Source organism: Mycolicibacterium gilvum (assembly GCF_900454025.1).
GTDB lineage: Bacteria > Actinomycetota > Actinomycetes > Mycobacteriales > Mycobacteriaceae > Mycobacterium > Mycobacterium gilvum.
The window spans coordinates 5118351-5134831 of sequence record NZ_UGQM01000001.1 but is presented as its reverse complement, the minus strand read 5'-3'; the positions used below and the strand labels follow the sequence as shown (position 1 = coordinate 5134831).

18 protein-coding genes are annotated in these 16481 nt (G+C 67.1%); 7 read left to right on the top strand and 11 right to left on the bottom strand.

The window, feature by feature from the left end; all coding sequences use genetic code 11:
* Positions 1 to 10 precede the first annotated feature (10 nt).
* From DYE23_RS24125 to DYE23_RS24095, 7 genes are all read right to left on the bottom strand, one after another.
* Positions 11 to 1141, bottom strand: a complete 1131-nt coding sequence (locus DYE23_RS24125) for an NDMA-dependent alcohol dehydrogenase (protein WP_011892490.1) — start codon at positions 1139 to 1141, stop codon at positions 11 to 13.
* 101 nt (positions 1142 to 1242) lie between these two features.
* Entirely contained in the window at positions 1243 to 1782 is a 540-nt protein-coding gene (locus tag DYE23_RS24120) for a nuclear transport factor 2-like protein (protein ID WP_011892491.1), read from the bottom strand.
* 2 nt (positions 1783 to 1784) lie between these two features.
* Positions 1785 to 1991 carry a ferredoxin Fdx gene (locus DYE23_RS24115; protein WP_013470791.1) on the bottom strand — a complete coding sequence of 69 codons (207 nt, stop codon included), beginning with the start codon at positions 1989 to 1991 and terminating at the stop codon, positions 1785 to 1787.
* Between the two features lie 14 nt (positions 1992 to 2005).
* Complete coding sequence (locus DYE23_RS24110; RefSeq protein WP_013470792.1) at positions 2006 to 3364, bottom strand: lanosterol 14-alpha demethylase; 1359 nt, start codon at positions 3362 to 3364, stop codon at positions 2006 to 2008.
* Between the two features lie 55 nt (positions 3365 to 3419).
* Positions 3420 to 4244 (bottom strand): SDR family oxidoreductase, encoded by an 825-nt coding sequence (locus DYE23_RS24105; protein ID WP_013470793.1) that lies wholly within the window; start codon positions 4242 to 4244, stop codon positions 3420 to 3422.
* A gap of 12 nt (positions 4245 to 4256) precedes the next feature.
* Entirely contained in the window at positions 4257 to 5465 is a 1209-nt protein-coding gene (locus tag DYE23_RS24100; RefSeq protein ID WP_115328373.1) for a cytochrome P450, read from the bottom strand.
* Positions 5462 to 6058 (bottom strand): TetR/AcrR family transcriptional regulator, encoded by a 597-nt coding sequence (locus DYE23_RS24095; RefSeq protein WP_011892496.1) that lies wholly within the window; start codon positions 6056 to 6058, stop codon positions 5462 to 5464. Before DYE23_RS24095 ends, DYE23_RS24100 begins: the two co-directional genes overlap by 4 nt.
* 172 nt (positions 6059 to 6230) lie before the next feature.
* Here DYE23_RS24095 and DYE23_RS24090 point away from each other — a divergent pair, with 172 nt between their 5' ends.
* Genes DYE23_RS24090 through DYE23_RS24070 form a run of 5 tightly spaced genes read left to right on the top strand, consistent with a single transcriptional unit; the run spans position 6231 to position 10997 of the window.
* Positions 6231 to 7700 (top strand): aldehyde dehydrogenase, encoded by a 1470-nt coding sequence (locus DYE23_RS24090; RefSeq protein ID WP_115328372.1) that lies wholly within the window; start codon positions 6231 to 6233, stop codon positions 7698 to 7700.
* Between the two features lie 22 nt (positions 7701 to 7722).
* On the top strand, positions 7723 to 8484 hold the full coding sequence (locus DYE23_RS24085; RefSeq protein ID WP_011892498.1) for an SDR family oxidoreductase: 762 nt from the start codon (positions 7723 to 7725) through the stop codon (positions 8482 to 8484).
* Complete coding sequence (locus DYE23_RS24080; RefSeq protein WP_011892499.1) at positions 8481 to 9335, top strand: NAD(P)-dependent oxidoreductase; 855 nt, start codon at positions 8481 to 8483, stop codon at positions 9333 to 9335. The genes DYE23_RS24085 and DYE23_RS24080 overlap by 4 nt, the downstream gene beginning before the upstream one ends.
* Positions 9336 to 9337: 2 nt before the next feature.
* Positions 9338 to 9781 carry a carboxymuconolactone decarboxylase family protein gene (locus DYE23_RS24075; RefSeq protein WP_013470797.1) on the top strand — a complete coding sequence of 148 codons (444 nt, stop codon included), beginning with the start codon at positions 9338 to 9340 and terminating at the stop codon, positions 9779 to 9781.
* Positions 9771 to 10997: a hypothetical protein gene (locus DYE23_RS24070; protein WP_115328371.1), complete on the top strand. Its 1227-nt coding sequence runs from the start codon at positions 9771 to 9773 to the stop codon at positions 10995 to 10997. The genes DYE23_RS24075 and DYE23_RS24070 overlap by 11 nt, the downstream gene beginning before the upstream one ends.
* Here the strand turns inward: DYE23_RS24070 and DYE23_RS24065 are convergent.
* Genes DYE23_RS24065 through DYE23_RS24055 form a run of 3 tightly spaced genes read right to left on the bottom strand, consistent with a single transcriptional unit; the run spans position 10936 to position 13420 of the window.
* The gene (locus tag DYE23_RS24065) at positions 10936 to 11496 is read right to left on the bottom strand and encodes an EspA/EspE family type VII secretion system effector (protein ID WP_115328370.1); all 561 of its coding nucleotides are present in this window, start codon (positions 11494 to 11496) and stop codon (positions 10936 to 10938) included. The genes DYE23_RS24070 and DYE23_RS24065 overlap by 62 nt on opposite strands.
* A 43-nt stretch (positions 11497 to 11539) precedes the next feature.
* Positions 11540 to 12133: a TetR/AcrR family transcriptional regulator gene (locus tag DYE23_RS24060; protein WP_041800576.1), complete on the bottom strand. Its 594-nt coding sequence runs from the start codon at positions 12131 to 12133 to the stop codon at positions 11540 to 11542.
* A 42-nt stretch (positions 12134 to 12175) separates the two neighbouring features.
* Positions 12176 to 13420: a cytochrome P450 gene (locus DYE23_RS24055; RefSeq protein ID WP_115328369.1), complete on the bottom strand. Its 1245-nt coding sequence runs from the start codon at positions 13418 to 13420 to the stop codon at positions 12176 to 12178.
* A 116-nt stretch (positions 13421 to 13536) separates the two neighbouring features.
* On the opposite strand from DYE23_RS24055, the gene purD reads away from it, so the two are divergent.
* Positions 13537 to 14820 (top strand): phosphoribosylamine--glycine ligase, encoded by a 1284-nt coding sequence (gene purD, locus DYE23_RS24050; RefSeq protein WP_011892505.1) that lies wholly within the window; start codon positions 13537 to 13539, stop codon positions 14818 to 14820.
* Here purD and DYE23_RS24045 read toward each other — a convergent pair.
* The gene (locus tag DYE23_RS24045; RefSeq protein ID WP_041787676.1) at positions 14817 to 15653 is read right to left on the bottom strand and encodes an alpha/beta hydrolase; all 837 of its coding nucleotides are present in this window, start codon (positions 15651 to 15653) and stop codon (positions 14817 to 14819) included. The genes purD and DYE23_RS24045 overlap by 4 nt on opposite strands.
* A gap of 96 nt (positions 15654 to 15749) precedes the next feature.
* On the opposite strand from DYE23_RS24045, the gene DYE23_RS24040 reads away from it, so the two are divergent.
* On the top strand, positions 15750 to 16358 hold the full coding sequence (locus DYE23_RS24040) for a TetR/AcrR family transcriptional regulator (RefSeq protein ID WP_011892507.1): 609 nt from the start codon (positions 15750 to 15752) through the stop codon (positions 16356 to 16358).
* The last annotated feature ends 123 nt before the right edge of the window (positions 16359 to 16481 follow it).

Here is a 16481-nt window from a genome sequence, read left to right as displayed (position 1 = left end):
GGGTCTGGGGTTACCGGTCGGCGTCGGTGTAGCGGATGACGCCGCGGATGTTCTTGCCTTCCAGCATGTCCTTGTAGCCGTCGTTGATCTGCTCCAGCTTGTACTGCCGGGTGACCATGTCGTCGAGGTTGAGGCGGCCGGCCTTGTACATCGACAGCAGCTGTGGGATGTCGTGGTGCGGGTTGCCGCCGCCGAAGATGGTGCCCTGCAGGTTCTTCTGCAGCAGGGTCAGCATCGACAGGTTCAGCGTCACATCGGATTTGGCCATGTTGGCGACCGCGGTCACCACGCACGTCCCACCCTTGGAGGTGATGTTGAGGTAGTTGTCGATCTCCTCGCCGTGCAGCTCACCGGTGGTGATGATGGTCTTGGCGGCCATCCGGCCCTGCGTGAGCTCGGCGACGCCGGCCATGGCGCTGAAGATGTCGGGGTAGGCGTGGGTGGCGCCGAACTTCAGGGCCTGGTCGCGCTTCCACTCGACGGGGTCGATCGCGAAGATGTTGCGGGCGCCTGCGTTGAGTGCACCCTGCAGCGCACCCATGCCGACACCGCCGATGCCGGCGATGACGACGTCGTCGCCGGGACGCACGTCGGCGCTGCGCACCGCCGAGCCGTAGCCGGTGGTCACACCGCAACCCACGAGGCAGGCCACCTCGAACGGGATGGACGGATCGATCTTCACGACCGAGCTCTTGTGCACGACCATGTACGGGCTGAAGGTACCCAGCAGGGTCATCGGGATGACCGGGGTGCCGTCGGCGGCGTGGATGCGGTGGGTGTTGTCGGAGACGGCGGTGCCCTGCAGCAGCATCGCGCCGAGGTCACACAGGTTGCGCAGACCAGCCTGGCAGGACGGGCACGCGCCACAGGACGGGATGAAGGACAGCACGACGTGATCGCCGGGTTCGAGCCCCTCGACTCCCGGGCCGACCTCGGTCACGATGCCGGCGCCCTCGTGGCCGCCGAGGACCGGGAAGCCGGCCATCGGGATGTCGCCGGTCACCAGGTGGTGGTCGGAATGGCACATGCCCGACGCTTCCATCTGGATCTTGACCTCGTCCTTGACGGGGTCGCCGATCTCGATCTCCTCGATCGACCATGGCTGATTGAATTCCCAGATCAGGGCGCCTTTGGTCTTCATCTCTCCTGCTTCCGTGCTTCATCCATAGAGCTACTGACTCAAGACTAGAGGCTCTAGTTAGCCACATCACAACGCCCCCAAGCAACCGCTTGGTGGTGAGCTCACCAAATGGGAGCGGGCGCCTCTCCGATCGGGTAGTAGCCGGGCAGCCGCTCACCCGACAGCGACCGCTCGATGCGCTTCTGCATGGTCGGGGTCAGGTCGCCCGACTCGATCAGCTTCGCGTAACCCTTCACGACGTGGCCGAAGTCGAAGAAGTCGCGCTGCCACTCGATCAACAGCTGATCGTTGAGGCGGAACCAGCTGCCGCCGATGCCGTAGATCTCGGTCTGTGTGCCGTCGGTCCGGTTGGCAACCTGCTTCCAGAAGCCGACGATCTCGTTCTGCTTCTCGTCGATCAGCGTGCGCTGGTATTCGTAGACCCAGTTCTCCAGGCCCTCCATCTCCAGCCCCAGGGCGATGTCGCGGATCTCGGTCTTGCCGACGCACATGACGTCTTCCTTGGGGCCGATGTTCCAGCCGTAGGTCGCATCGTCGGTGTAGAACTCCGCGAGCGGCTTCCAGTCGCCGGCCTTCTCGGCGTCCTGGTTGGCCTTCAGCCAGCGCTGCACCCAGTCTTCCAATTGCTCACGTGACGCCATGACTATTCCTTTTCTGTAATGGTCAGCGCCCGGGTCGGGCACATCTCGACGGCCATTTCGACGGCTTCGCGCAGTTCGTCAGGGGGTTCGGAATCGAGGATCTCGACGACACCACGCTTGGGCACCCGGAAGACGTCAGGGGCCTCCAGCTCGCACATGGCATGCCCCTGGCACAGATCCTCGTCGAGCTCCACGCGGTAACAACCCATTTCAGCGGTCCCCGTCAGTCCTTGACGCGCCTGCGGTAGCGCACCTTCGCCGGACGCGCCAGTTGCACGACCATCTTGGAGTGGTCGTTCTGATAGCTCTCCGCCGGTTGTGCCATCTCGAACTCGTACTCGCGCAACAGCACCGAGAAGATGGCCTTGATCTGCATCTGGGCGAACGCCGCACCGACGCACCGGTGCTTTCCCGCCCCGAACGGGATCCACGTCCACCGGTTGATCAGGTCTTCCTGACGCGGCTTCTCGTACCGGTCGGGGTCGAAGGCGTCGGGGTACGGGAAGTCCTCGGGGATGCGATTGGAGATCGCCGGCGATGCGGCGACCATCTGACCCTTGTGGATGGGGTAGCCGGCCACCTCGAACTCGTCCTGGGCGACCCGCATCAGGATGATCAGCGGCGGGTGCAGTCGCAAGGTCTCCTTGAGTGCGTTGTCGATCTTCGGGATCTGGCGCAGCGCATGGAAACTCACCTCCTGGCCGTCGGCGTAGAGGTCGTCGAGCTCCTGCTGCACCTGGGCGTAGTACTCGGGATGGCGCAGCAGTTCGATCAGCGTCCAGCTCGACGTGCCCGAGCTGGTGTGGTGGCCGGCGAACATCAGCGAGATGAACATGCCGGTGACCTCGTTGGCCGAGAACCGCGGGTTGCCGTCCTCGTCCTTGATCGAGACCAGCACGTCGAGCAGATCACGGTCACTCTTGTCGGTCGGCGGGTTGGCGATCCGTCCGTTCATCACCTCTTGCACGAGCTCGACGAGGTTGGCGCGGGCCTCGTCGCGAATGCGGAAGCTCTCGATGGGCAGGTAGGGGTCGACGTAGCAGAGCGGGTCGGTGCCGCGTTCCAACAGGTGGTAGTACTCGGCGAACCGGGAATCGAGTTGGTTGCGGAACTTCAACCCGATCAGACACGCCGTCGAGGTGTAGATGGTCAGCTCGGAGAAGAAGTCCAGCAGCTCGATCTCGCCCTGTTCACCCCAGTTCTCGATCATCCGGCGGACTTCGTTCTCGATGGTGGCGGCGTGCCCCTTCATCTGCTCACCCCGCAGGGCGGTGTTGTGCAGCATCTCGGCGCGACGTTCCGGGTCGGCGTCGAAGACCACGCCCTCGCCGAAGATCGGCGTCATGAACGGGTAGGCCTCGGCCTGGTTGAGCTCGCTGTCGGTGGAGCGGAAGAAGAACTCGTTGGCCTCCGCGCCCGACAGCATCACGACCTGCTTGTCGGCGAGCTGGAACCAGCCGACGTCCCCGCACTCCTCGCGGATTCGCTTCATCAGACCGATCGGGTCGGTGCGGAACTCTTCGAGGTGGCCGTGCTCGTCGTCCTCCCCGCCGGAGACCCTGGGCACGATCGCTGTCGTCATTTGCTCACTTCTCCTCGCCTGCTCGTTCCTCGCGGCGCATCGTCGTGTCGCGGCGTCATGACGGCATCCCTTCTTCACCGAGTGCGAGCTTCTGGCGGTCTTTGGCCTCCGACAGCGGCGCCTCGGGCTGCAACTCCATGTTCGCGATGAATCCGCCGCGCGGCGTCTCGGCGACGAAGGTGATGGCCCTGGCGAGGTCGTCGGCGCGCAGGAAGTAGTCGTGGCGAGCCTGACCCCATTTGGCCCAGTCCTCCAACGCCGGCCCGATCAAGTCCGCGGGCAGACTCCAACCCATCGAGGTCTTGGTGGGGCCGGGATGCACGATCGACGCGCGCACGCCGGTGCCTTCGAGCTCCATCTGGTAGTTGGTGACCATCGCGACCAGCGCCGCCTTGGCCGCCCCATACGCACCCATGTGCGGCCGTTGCCGCAGTGCCACGTCGGATCCGACGAAGATCAGATCGCCCCGGCGGCGCTCGATCATGCCGGGCAGCACCGCGGTCGCGACCCGGTTGGCCCCGATCAGATGGATCTGGATCTGCGATTCGAACTGCTCGGTGCTGATCGAGTCGAGCTTGCCGAAGTAGGTGTCGCCCGCACCGGCGACGAGCACCTCGATGTCACCGAGTTGCGAGGTGGTCTGTTCGACGGCGGCCTTGACGGAATCCGGGTCGGTCACGTCGAGGTGCACCGCGATCGCCTCACCACCGTCGGCGCGGATCTTGCCGACGATCTCCTCGAGCTTCTCGACCCGTCGGGCGCCGAGAGCCACAGGAAAACCGTTGGCGGCCAGTCTGATCGCGGTCGCCTCACCGATCCCGGAGGAGGCGCCGGCGACCAGTGCGGGGCGACGGTCGGGGAGAGGATCGAAACGTGGCATTCAGAGGGCCTTTCAGCGGTGGGACACCGACATTGGAAGATGAGCGAACCCGCGGACATTGCTCGAGTGGACGCGGACGGCGTTGTCCTCGTCGACCTCGTATCCGCGGATTCGCTTGAACAACTCGGCCAGAGCCACCCGGGCCTCCATGCGCGCCAGGTGGGCGCCGAGACAGAAGTGGGCACCACTACCGAAACTCATCAGCTTGGAACCGATCTCCCGACCGATGACGAAGTCGTCGGGATTCTGGAACACCCGCTCGTCGCGGTGCGCCGACCCGGGGAGCAGCAGCACCACATCCCCGTCGGGCAGCACGGTGTCGTAGAGCTCCAGTTCGCCGACGACCGTGCGGGCGAGGATCTGGCTGGACGTGTCATAGCGCAACGTCTCCTCGACCCACAGCGGAATCCGCTCGTGATCGTCGAAGACCGGTCCGAGCTGATCGGGGTTGCGATGGCCCCAGAACGCCGCGTTGGCAAGCAGTTTGGTGGTCGTCTCGTTCCCGGCGATCACCATCAGGAACATGAAGCCGATGATCTCGTCGTCGGTCAACCGGTCACCGTCGATCTCGGCTTCGAGCAGTGCCGACGTCAGGTCATCGGTCAGTGCTGTGCGTCGCTGCTTGACCATTTCCTGGTAGTAGACGATCAGGTTCAGCGATGCCTCGATGGCCGAGTCCGGCACGTCGGTGACGCCGTCCTCGCGGTGCATCACCGCATCGGCCCAGGCGCGTACCTGGGCGCGGTCGGCGTTCGGGACGCCCATCAGTTCGGAGATCACGTCCATGGGCAGCTTGCCGGCGAACTCGTCGACGTAGTCGACGGTGGCACCCGAGGCCGCCGCCTCCAGCATGGAATCGAGGTGCTGGTTGGCGATCTCGGTGACACGCGGCTCCAGCTCGCGGATGCGCCTGGGGGTGAACCCCTTCGACACCAGTGTGCGCAGCCGCAGATGATCGGGATCGTCCATCGCGAGGAACGACATCGTCTTGGACGCGTGCGGCCCGCGTGACGCCGGATCCAGCGAGACGCCGAACTTGTTCGACAGCGTGGTGCTGTTGCGGAAGCCCTTCAGCACATCGGCATGCCGCGACAGCGCCCAGAAGCCGAGTTCGTCGTTGCGGTACAGCGGCGCCTCATCGCGCAGGCGCTGGTAGTACGGATACGGGTCTTCGTGGAAGTCGTAGTTGTAGGGATCGAGCGTCACTGCGCTGATTGTCATTGATCGTCTCCGACGATGAGGCCGACGACATAGCTGAGCCGGTCGGCGATCTGGTGATAGGTGAAGGCGCCGCTGCCCGCGTTGACCAGCGCGCCGAAGAACGTCATCTCCAGGGCGGCCAGCGTCCGCGGATCGGGGTCGGGTCCCACGGCGGCCCGGATCCGCCGGTGGATCTCGCCGCCGATGCGCTCACGGACGGAGCGCACCGTCGCGTCGTTGCCGGACAGCAGCGCCGTCGTGCACGCGGCGGCCACCTCCGGTTCGTCGGCGACCATCAACGCCATGCTGCGCAGGGTCTTCTCCACGCGGGTCACGGTGCTGTCGTTGACGTCGGTGAAGTAGTCGACCTGCTGCATCAGGTTCAGGTAGATCTCGGCGATCAGATGGTTCTTCGACGAGAAGTACGTGTAGGCCGTCGCCGGAGCGACCTTGGCCCGTGCCGCGACCGCGCGCACGGTCAGATCGGCGTAGGACGATTCGCGCAGCATCTCCAGTCCGGCGGCGAGCACCTTGCGGAACGTCTCCTCCTGCCGCCGGTTTCGAGGCGGGTGCCCGGACTCGGGTGTGAGCGCGGCAACAGCATCACTGGACACATGTCCAAGTTATCGGACGGGATGCCGGATCGGCAAGTGCACCGACAATGTTGCTTCTTACGAGCAGTTTTGCCGATTTTCGATTCTGCATCCTTGCCTGTGCTCCGGTGGTGCGGCTAAGGTTCGTCAAGACTTCGCCGGACACGTGTCCACCACATGAACAGGAGGTCGGATGGCAATCCTGGCCGATCGCGACAGCAAGCTGCTCATCGACGGAAAACTGGTCGCCGGAAGCGCGGGAACATTCCCCACCGTCAATCCGGCGACCGAGGAGACGCTCGGGGTGGCCGCCGACGCCGGCGCGGACGACATGGATGCCGCGATCGGCGCGGCCCGGCGGGCGTTCGACGAGACGGGCTGGTCGACCGACACCGCGTTGCGGGTGCGTTGTATCCGCCAACTGCAGGACGCGATGCGCGCCCACGTCGAGGAGCTGCGGGAGCTGACCATCGCCGAGGTCGGCGCGCCGCGGATGCTGACCGCCGCCGCTCAGCTCGAAGGACCCGTCGACGATCTGAGCTTCTGCGCCGACACCGCCGAGTCCTACCGGTGGAGCACCGATCTGGGCATCGCCTCACCGATGGGGATCAAGACCCGACGCACCGTGGCTCGTGAAGCCATCGGCGTCGTCGGAGCGATCACCCCGTGGAACTTCCCGCACCAGATCAATCTCGCGAAGGTGGGTCCAGCGCTGGCGGCCGGAAACACGTTGGTGCTCAAGCCCGCTCCGGATACCCCGTGGGCGGCGGCGGTGCTCGGCGAGCTGATCACCGAGCACACGGATTTCCCGGCCGGCGTGATCAACATCGTCACCTCCAGCGATCACGGCGTCGGGGCGCTGCTGTCGAAAGACCCACGGGTGGACATGGTCTCGTTCACGGGTTCGACGAACACCGGGCGAGCGGTGATGGCCGACGGCGCCGCGACGCTGAAGAAGGTCTTCCTGGAACTGGGAGGAAAGTCCGCGTTCCTGGTGCTCGATGACGCTGATCTGGCCGGCGCCTGCTCGATGGCGGCGTTCACCGCGTCGATGCACGCCGGACAGGGCTGCGCGATCACCACCCGCCTGCTCGTTCCGCGGGCCCGCTACGACGAAGCCGTCGAGGCCGCCGCCGCGACGATGGGCGGCCTGAAGCCCGGGGATCCCGACAAGCCCGGGACGATCTGCGGCCCCGTCATCTCGGCGCGTCAGCGCGACCGGATCCAGAGCTATCTGGACTCGGCTGTCGCCGAGGGCGGCCGGTTCGCCTGTGGCGGTGGACGTCCCGCTGACCGCGACACCGGTTTCTTCATCGAGCCGACGGTCATCGCCGGTCTGGACAACAACGCCAAGGTCGCCCGCGAGGAGATCTTCGGCCCCGTGCTCACCGTCATTGCGCACGACGGCGACGACGACGCGGTGCGGATCGCCAACGACTCGCCCTACGGATTGTCGGGCACGGTCTTCTCCCCGGATCTCGAGCGCGCCAACGGGGTTGCGGCGCGGCTGCGGGTGGGCACGGTCAACATCAACGGCGGGGTCTGGTATTCGGCCGACATGCCGTTCGGGGGATACAAGCAGTCCGGCATCGGCCGGGAAATGGGCCTTGCCGGTTTCGAGGAGTACCTCGAGATCAAAGCGATCGCCACGGCCGTCAACTAACTCAGAAACGGAGGGTCTCTGCATGGGCCTTTATGGTGACCAGTTCAACGAGAAGGTGGCCATCGTCACCGGCGCCGGAGGCGGCATCGGTCAGGCGTACGCCGAGGCGCTGGCCCGCGAGGGCGCAGCCGTCGTCGTGGCCGACATCAACGTCGAGGGCGCACAGAAGGTCGCCGACGGAATCAAGGGCGAGGGCGGTAACGCGCTCGCGGTCCGCGTCGACGTGTCGGACCCGGACTCGGCCAAAGAAATGGCGGCTCAGGCACTGTCGGAGTTCGGCGGCATCGACTACCTGGTCAACAACGCGGCGATCTTCGGGGGGATGAAGCTCGACTTCCTGATCACCGTCGACTGGGACTACTACAAGAAGTTCATGAGCGTGAACCTCGACGGCGCGCTGGTGTGCACCCGGGCGGTGTACCGCAAGATGGCCAAGCGCGGCGGCGGGGCGATCGTGAACCAGTCGTCGACCGCGGCGTGGCTGTACTCGAACTTCTACGGCCTTGCCAAGGTCGGCATCAACGGTCTGACCCAGCAGCTGGCCACCGAGCTCGGCGGCCAGAACATCAGGGTCAACGCGATCGCACCCGGACCGATCGACACCGAGGCCAACCGGACGACGACGCCACAGGAGATGGTGGCCGACATCGTCAAGGGAATCCCGTTGTCGCGCATGGGTCAGCCCGACGACCTGGTCGGCATGCTGCTGTTCCTGCTCTCGGATCAGGCGAAGTGGGTCACAGGGCAGATCTTCAATGTCGACGGCGGGCAGATCATCAGGTGAGTACCGACGATCTGAAGCTCGGCTACATCGGGCTCGGCAATCAGGGCGCGCCGATGGCCAAGCGCCTGGTGGACTGGCCCGGCGGGCTGGTCGTGTTCGACGTCCGCACCGAGGCGATGACCCCGCTGGTCGAGTTGGGCGCCACACTCGCCGACAGCGTCGCCGACGTGGCTGCGGCCGACGTCATCAGCGTCACCGTGCTCAACGACGCACAGGTCCGGGACGTCGTCGCAGAACTGGCCGCGCACGCCGAACCCGGCACCGTCATCGCGATCCACTCGACCATCGAGCCCGCGACGGCGGGGGAGCTGGCCGAACAGCTGCGCCCCAAGGGCATCCACATCGTGGACGCGCCGGTGAGCGGTGGTGCCGGCGCGGCGGAGAAGGGCGAGCTGGCGGTCATGGTCGGCGCCGACGAGCACGCCTACGAGAGGGTCAAACCGGTCTTCAAGAAGTGGGCGTCGATGGTGGTCCGCGCGGGCGAACCCGGCGCGGGGACCCGGATGAAGCTGGCCCGCAACATGCTGACGTTCATCGGGTTCACCGCGGCGTGCGAGGCGATGCGGCTCGCCGAGGCGTCCGGCATCGATCTGCAGAAGCTCGGCCGGGTGGTTCGGCACAGCGACGCGCAGAGCGGCGGCCCGGGCGCGATCATGGTGCGCGACGACATGAAGGCGCTGACCCCCGACCACTTCCTGCACGACATGTTCGTCCACACCCGGGGACTGGCGGAGAAGGACCTCAAACTGGCACTCGCGCTCGGCGACGAAACCGGCGTGGATCTCCCGCTGGCGCGGATCGCGTTGCAGGACCTGGCAGCCGGTCTCGGTGTGCCCCACACGAAGGAGTGACGATGGACGAGCTGCGCCGTAAGGGCCTGGAGAAGATGAACGAGGTGTACGGCTGGGAGATGCCGAACATCGAGGGCGACCCGTACTTCGACCTGACCGTCGACCATCTCTTCGGCACCATCTGGACCCGTGAGGGACTGTCGATGCGGGACAAGCGCCTGCTCACGTTGGCGGCGGTGACTGCGGTCGGCAACTCGGATCTGGCTGAGATCCAGGTCAACGCCGCGCTGCACAACGAAGAGTTCACCGCAGAGGAGCTCAAGGAGGTCGCGCTCTTCTTGACCCACTACCTCGGGTTCCCGCTGGGTTCGAAACTGGATGGTGCGGTGAGCAAGGTGATACGCAATCGAAAGAAGGCCGCGGACAAGGGAAGTGGTGAGGACCGCAAAGCGAACGTCAACGCGGCGGTGAAGATGCATTCCGGGAAGACCCTCGATGATGAGTAGATATGCCGCGCTGTCGCGCGAGGAGCTGGCCACCCTGGTACCGGAACTGCTGCTGATCGGCCAGCTGATCGACCGGTCCGGAATGGCCTGGTGCATCAGCAATTTTGGTCGCGAGGAGATGCTCCAGATCGCGATCGAGGAGTGGGCGGCCGCCAGTCCGCTGTACACGAAGCGGATGCAGAAGGCGCTCAACTACGAGGGTGAGGACATCTTCACCCTCTTCAAGGGCCTGCAACTCGACATCGGTGCCCCGCCCCAGTTCATGGACTTCCGCTATGTCGTCCACGACCGCTGGCACGGGGAGTTCTACCTCGACCACTGCGGCGCACTGCTCGACGTCGAACCGATGGGCGAGGACTACGTCCGAGGTATGTGCCACGACATCGAAGACCCCACCTTCGACGCGACCGCGCTGGCGACCAACCGCAAGGCCCAGGTCCGCCCCATTCACCGGCCGCCCAGGGCGTCCTCCGACGAGCACCCGCACTGCCGGTGGACGGTCATCATCGACGAGTCCTACCCCGAGGTGCCGTTCATCCCGGCGATGGACATCGTCGGCGCCAGCCGTGCCCACCACACCGAGCTCGCGCCGATCGATCCGGACGACGAAGGGATGGCGGACTATTCGGGCCCGCTGCTGTCCGACGTGGACTTCGGCGCGTTCTCCCATTCGGCGCTGGTCCGGATCGCCGACGAGGTGTGCCTGCAGATGCATCTGCTGGTGCTGTCGTTCACGCTGGCGGTCGAGGCGCGGGCCAAGGGCGACGCGGCGCTGGCACGCACCATCCGCACCAAACAGCTGATCGGTATCGCAGGCGTCGCAGCCGAGCGGATCCACAAGGCGCTCAAACTGTCCCGAGATGCAAAGGGTGCCCTGCGGGTACTCGAACTGCACCCGCTGCTCAATCCGGCCGCCTATGTGTACGCCGACGTCGATCCCGACTTCATCCACGTGCGGACGTCCCCGGCCTACGAGGACGGATCCTGGATCTCCCTGGTGTCGTCCGTCGCGGACACCCCGTTGCAGGCGATCGTGGCCGCCGTCGATCCGTATCTGCGTGCCGAGGTGTCGGGCACCGAATCGGACTGGACCGTGCGGGTCATCGCGACGGACACCCCGGCGAAGAAGCTGTCCGAGGTCGAGGTGACCGAGTTCAGCGGTGGCGCGGCGTGGGTCTTCGAAGATCGGAAGTCGTTGCCTCTGACCGTGGTGTGACCGACGCGGCGTCGTCGAGCGCCGCGTACTCGACGCCGAGGCTGCGGATGCGTTCGGCGATCGTGGCCAGCTGACCGTTGGACGACATGACGATGTCGGCGATGTCGGTGCATCCCTTGCCCACGATGGGCAGCAGCATCCGTTCGCCGGCGGCGTTGTCCGGCACGGATGCCGCAGCGGACAACACCCAGTCCTTCACGGAGTCGAGATCCACGCGGCCGTCCCGGACGACCACCGCGGACCGGTCGACCTCCCGCCCCATGCGCTCGTCGAGCTCCGCCATCCGCGCCAGGGCCCGGGCGTGCTCGGCGTTGCCGGCGGCGTAGGTGTCGGCGGCGCCGCCGGTCCAGTCGGACCTCGGCGCGGCACTGCGGGTTTCGGCCTCCAGCCGTCGCAGCGTCGAACTGCCGTCGAAGGTGCTGCCGGGCAGCGGAACGCCGTCGCCGAAGGTGGCCCGGGCCTGTGACCACGTCGTCAGGAAGCTCCCCAGCACACTCACCCGTCCAGCTTAGATTCGGGCAGGGGGGCCGCCGCGCACGAATTCAGCGGCGCAGGAGCGCGTTGCCGACCCACCGTCTCAAATAGGAACGCAATTCGTCGCCGCGGCGGGGCGGGCGGCCGGGATCCAGGACGAACGACTGGATGATGCGCAACAGGTGTTCGGAGAGCTGGTCGAGTTCGGCCTCGTCGAAGCCCGCGGCTGTCCAGTCCACATCGAGGCGGCCGACCATGTCACGCGCGAAGCGCAGGGCGATGTCGGAGGTGACCGACTGCACGTGTGTCGACCCTCCGGGGGCCATGATCAGCCCGATGTACTTCTCCCTCGGAAGCCACTCCAGCGCAGTCGCGACCGCCTCGGTCACCGCCTCGGGCGGATCGGTCACACCGACCAGATGTGCGGCGAGCCGGTCGAGGAAGCCGTCCACGGCGTGCACCGCTGCGGCGACCAGCAGTGCCTCGGTGCTGGAGAAGTACCGGTAGACGGTCTGCCTGGTGACACCGACGGTGCGTGCCACGTCGGAGATGCTGAAATCCGCGCCGCGCTCCTCGATCGCCTTGCCCGCCGCTTCGAGAATGCGCGCGACAGCCTCGTCGTCGGAGGCCGGTTTCGCCCCGGACCAACCATGGGTGCGCACGAAGGCACTGTAGGCCACCCACCCGGTGGTCGCCGCCGTCCGCTACCGGTAGGCGACCTGCAGGTCCTTGACCCCGTTGATCCATCCCGACCGCAGGCGCTGCGGTTCGGCGCGCTTGGAGATGTCCGGAAGCCGGTCGGCGATCGCCTCGAACATCAGCTTGATCTCCATCCGGGCGAGGTTCGCGCCGATGCAGTAGTGCGCGCCGTTGCCGCCGAATGCCAGGTGAGGGTTCGGGTTTCGCAGGATATCAAACTCGAAGGGGTTGTCGAAGACGTCCTCGTCGAAGTTCGCCGAGCTGTAGAACAGGCCCACCCGCTGACCCCGGGCGACCGTCACCCCGCCGATCTCGACGTCGTCGAGCGCGGTGCGCTGGAAGCAGTGCACCGGTGTGGCCCAGCGGATGATCTCGTCGATCGCGGTCTCGGGACGTTCGCGTTTGTAGAGCTCCCACTGGTCGGGGTGGTCCAGAAACGCGTTCATGCCGTGGGTCATCGCGTTGCGGGTCGTTTCGTTGCCCGCCACGGCGAGCAGGATCACGAAGAAGGCGAACTCGACCTCACCGAGCGCATCGCCGTCCAGGTCGGCTTCGACGAGACGGGTGACGATGTCGTCGGCCGGGCACCGTCGCCGCTGCTCGGCCATGGTGTAGGCGTAGCCCATCAGCTCGGCGTTGGCGATCGTCGGGTCGGAGTCGAAATCCGGGTCGTCGGTGTTCATGATCGCGTTCGACCAGTGAAACAGCTTCTCGCGGTCCTCCTCGGGCACCCCGATCAGGTCGGCGATGGCCTGCAGCGGGAGCAGGGTGGCGACGTCGTCGACAAAGTTGCCGCCGTCCTTGTCCGCGGCCTCACCGACGATCTGGCGGGCCGAGTCGGCGAGCTTGGCCTCCATGCCGGCGATCGCCCGCGGGGTGAACAACCGCGAGACGATCTTGCGCAGCCGGGTGTGCTCGGGCGCGTCATGGTTGATCAGCAGCGCCTTGGTCAGATCCAGCTGTTCGGCGGTGACCCCGTCCGGGAGCCGCATCACCGCGCCCTTGGCGTTGGTCGACCACAGCGCGCTGTTGCGTGAGATCGACTTGATGTCCTCGTGCCGCGAGACCACCCAGTAGCCGCCGTCGTCGAAGATCGACTCCTGCTGCGCGTTCCACCACACCGGTGCGGTCCTGCGGAGCTGGGCGAACTCGGCGACCGGGACGCCCTCCAGCAGGACGTCGGGGTCGGTGAAGTCGTACCCGTCCGGAAGGAAAGGGCAGCTCTGGACCCGGGCGTCTTCGGCGGTCATCGGCGTTCACTCCTGTGTGACGTGCGGCACGTAGCGTCGACCATACACGCCTGCCGACATTTGTATGGCCGACTGGATGGGCGCCCCGCCCGGCGGTGCCACTAGGGTGGGCATCTGTGCACGTCCTGGTAGTTGGATCCGGAGCCCGTGAACACGCGCTGCTGCTCGCGCTGCGCCGAGATCCGGAGGTCGACGCGCTGTCTGTGGCGCCCGGCAACGCCGGCACCTCCGCCGTCGCCGACCAGTACGACCTCGACGTCACCTCCGGTGACGCCGTCGTGGCGCTCGCCCGACGCATCGGCGCCGACCTCGTCGTCATCGGACCGGAGGTCCCGTTGGTGCTCGGCGTCGCCGACGCCGTCCGCGCGGCGGGTATCGCGTGTTTCGGGCCGTCGAAGGACGCCGCGCGTATCGAGGGTTCCAAGGCCTTCGCCAAGGACGTGATGTCCGCGGCCGGTGTGCGCACGGCCGGCAGTGAGATCGTCGACAACCCGGCCCACCTCGACGCCGCGCTGGACCGCTTCGGTCCGCCCGCCGGTCAGGCCGCCTGGGTGGTCAAGGACGACGGTCTGGCCGCCGGCAAGGGCGTTGTGGTCACCACCGATCGCGACGCCGCCCGCGCGCATGCCGCCGGCCTGCTCGACGCCGGCCACCCGGTGCTCCTCGAATCCTTCCTCGATGGCCCCGAGGTGTCGCTGTTCTGTGTGGTCGACGGCGACACCGTGGTGCCCTTGCTTCCGGCGCAGGACTTCAAGCGCGTCGGTGACGGCGACACCGGTCCCAACACCGGCGGGATGGGCGCCTACGCGCCGCTGCCGTGGCTGCCCGACGAGGTGACGAAGCAGATCGTCGACGAGATCGTCAAACCCGTTGCCGCCGAGATGGTCCGGCGAGGAAGCTCGTTCTCCGGTCTGCTCTACGCGGGTCTGGCGATCACGTCCCGCGGGCCGGCGGTGGTCGAATTCAACTGCCGCTTCGGTGATCCCGAGACCCAGGCGGTGCTCGCGCTCCTCGAATCACCCCTGGGCCGGCTGCTGCACGCCGCCGCGACAGGCGAGCTGGCGGCTCAGCCTCCGCTGCACTGGCAGGACGGCTCCGCGGTGACGGTGGTGGTGGCCGCGGAGAACTATCCGGGCCGCCCGCGGGTGGGTGATGTCATCCACGGTGCGGACGCGCCGGCGGTGCTGCACGCGGGAACCGCGCGCCGCGACGACGGCAGCGTCGTCTCCTCCGGTGGCCGGGTGCTGTCGGTGGTCGGCACCGGAAAGGACCTCGCGGCCGCCCGCGAATCCGCGTACGCGGCGGTCGCCGCAATCCGGCTGCCGGGCAGCCACTTCCGCAGTGACATCGGCCAAGCTGCCGCCGAGGGACGGATCTCGCCGGTCGGCGGTTCCGGCTAAGCGGCGAGCAGCGGTGCCATCCAGGTCATCTCGGACGTCAGCTGTCCCGACCAGAACTGCGCGTTGTGTCCGCCGGGGGAGAAGCCGCCCGCGGGTGGGCTGGGCAGCTGCGCGATGAACTGTTCGGTCGCCGACGCGAACGGGTCGTCGTAGCCGCAGTCGATGCGCAGCGGGATGCCGTCCAGGCCGGCCGGACCCCAGACGCTGTGGGCTGCATAGTCCTCGGCGCCGTCGAACGCCCCCGGGGCGGCTGCGCCCGGAGACGTCCACAACGCCGGACTCACCGCGCAGATCGCCGCGGTCCGTCCGGCGCCCAGCCGCGACCCGAGAAGTAACGCTCCGTACCCGCCCATCGACCACCCCAGGAATCCGACCCGCGAGGTGTCCAGTCCCTGCGCGGCAAGCAGCGGCAGGAACTCGTCGAGCACCATCGCGCCCGCGTCGTCGCCGGACGCGCGCCGGTGCCAGTACCCGTTGCCGCCGTCGACGGCGGCCATCGCGAACGGCGGCAGGCCGGCCCGCACCGCGTCGGCGAGGAACTGCTCGACGCCCATCGACATCACGGTGGCCGCCGAAGAATCCTTGCCGTGCAGCAGGATCACCGGGCGCAGTGGCTCGGTCCGGCCGGGCGGTCGTGCGATCGCCCAGTTGGTCACGGCGCCACCCCGGGCCGCCGACGGGAACGATCCGGTGGTGTAGGTCGGCGCGGGCGGGGCGGCCGATGCCGGGGTGTCGAGCAACGACGCCGCAGCGGTGCCCGCGGTGGCGACCATCGCTGCGCGCAGCCCGAGCGACAACACGTCCCGGCGGTTGATCATCGGCATGGGCGCCATCCTGCCACCGGCGACCCGACGCCGATCGGGGTGCGGGCAGGGTCGAACCCCCGGGATTCGGCGAAAGCCCGATGCCGAAACCCCCTGGCTGGCAGCATGCTAAAAGTGACGGCAGCGGTCACTCCCAAGGGAGAACGTCGACGGTATGCGCTGGTCAGCGCTGCCGCCGACCTTCTCTGCGAAGGGGGCTTCGACGCGGTCCGCCACCGCGCGGTCGCACGGCGCGCCGGGCTGCCCCTGGCGTCCACGACGTACTACTTCTCCTCGCTGGACGACCTGATCGCCAACGCCGTCGAACATGTCGGCAGCCGGGAGACCGAACAACTGCGGCACCGCGTCGCGGCGTTGTCGCGACGGCGGCGCGGGGCCGAATCGACCGCCGACATCCTCGTGGACCTGCTCGTCGGCGACAACCCCGAGCGGGTGACCGAACAGATGATCTCGCGCTACGAGCGCTACATCGCGTGTGCCAGGCAGCCGGGACTGCGCGACATCCAGCGGCGCATCCTGCGCCAGCGCAGCGACGCCGTCGTCGAGGTGGTGGAGCGATCGGGCCGGTCCGTGCGGGCCGAACTGGTCACCGCCCTGGTCTGCGCGGTGGACGGAGCGGTCGTCGCGGCGCTGGTCGGGGACGGGGACGGCCCCCGGGCCACGGCCAGGGCCACCCTGATCGATGTCATCGACGTGCTCGCCCCGTTCAATTGAGCGTTTGTGTTTCGCGCCGTCCGGTTAAACCGTCCCGGTCGCATGAGTTGTCCCGTTGGCACTGCACGACGTGTCGCGCTGGTCGATGATGAATGATTCCAACGAGTCGGTGAGGAGGGCGTG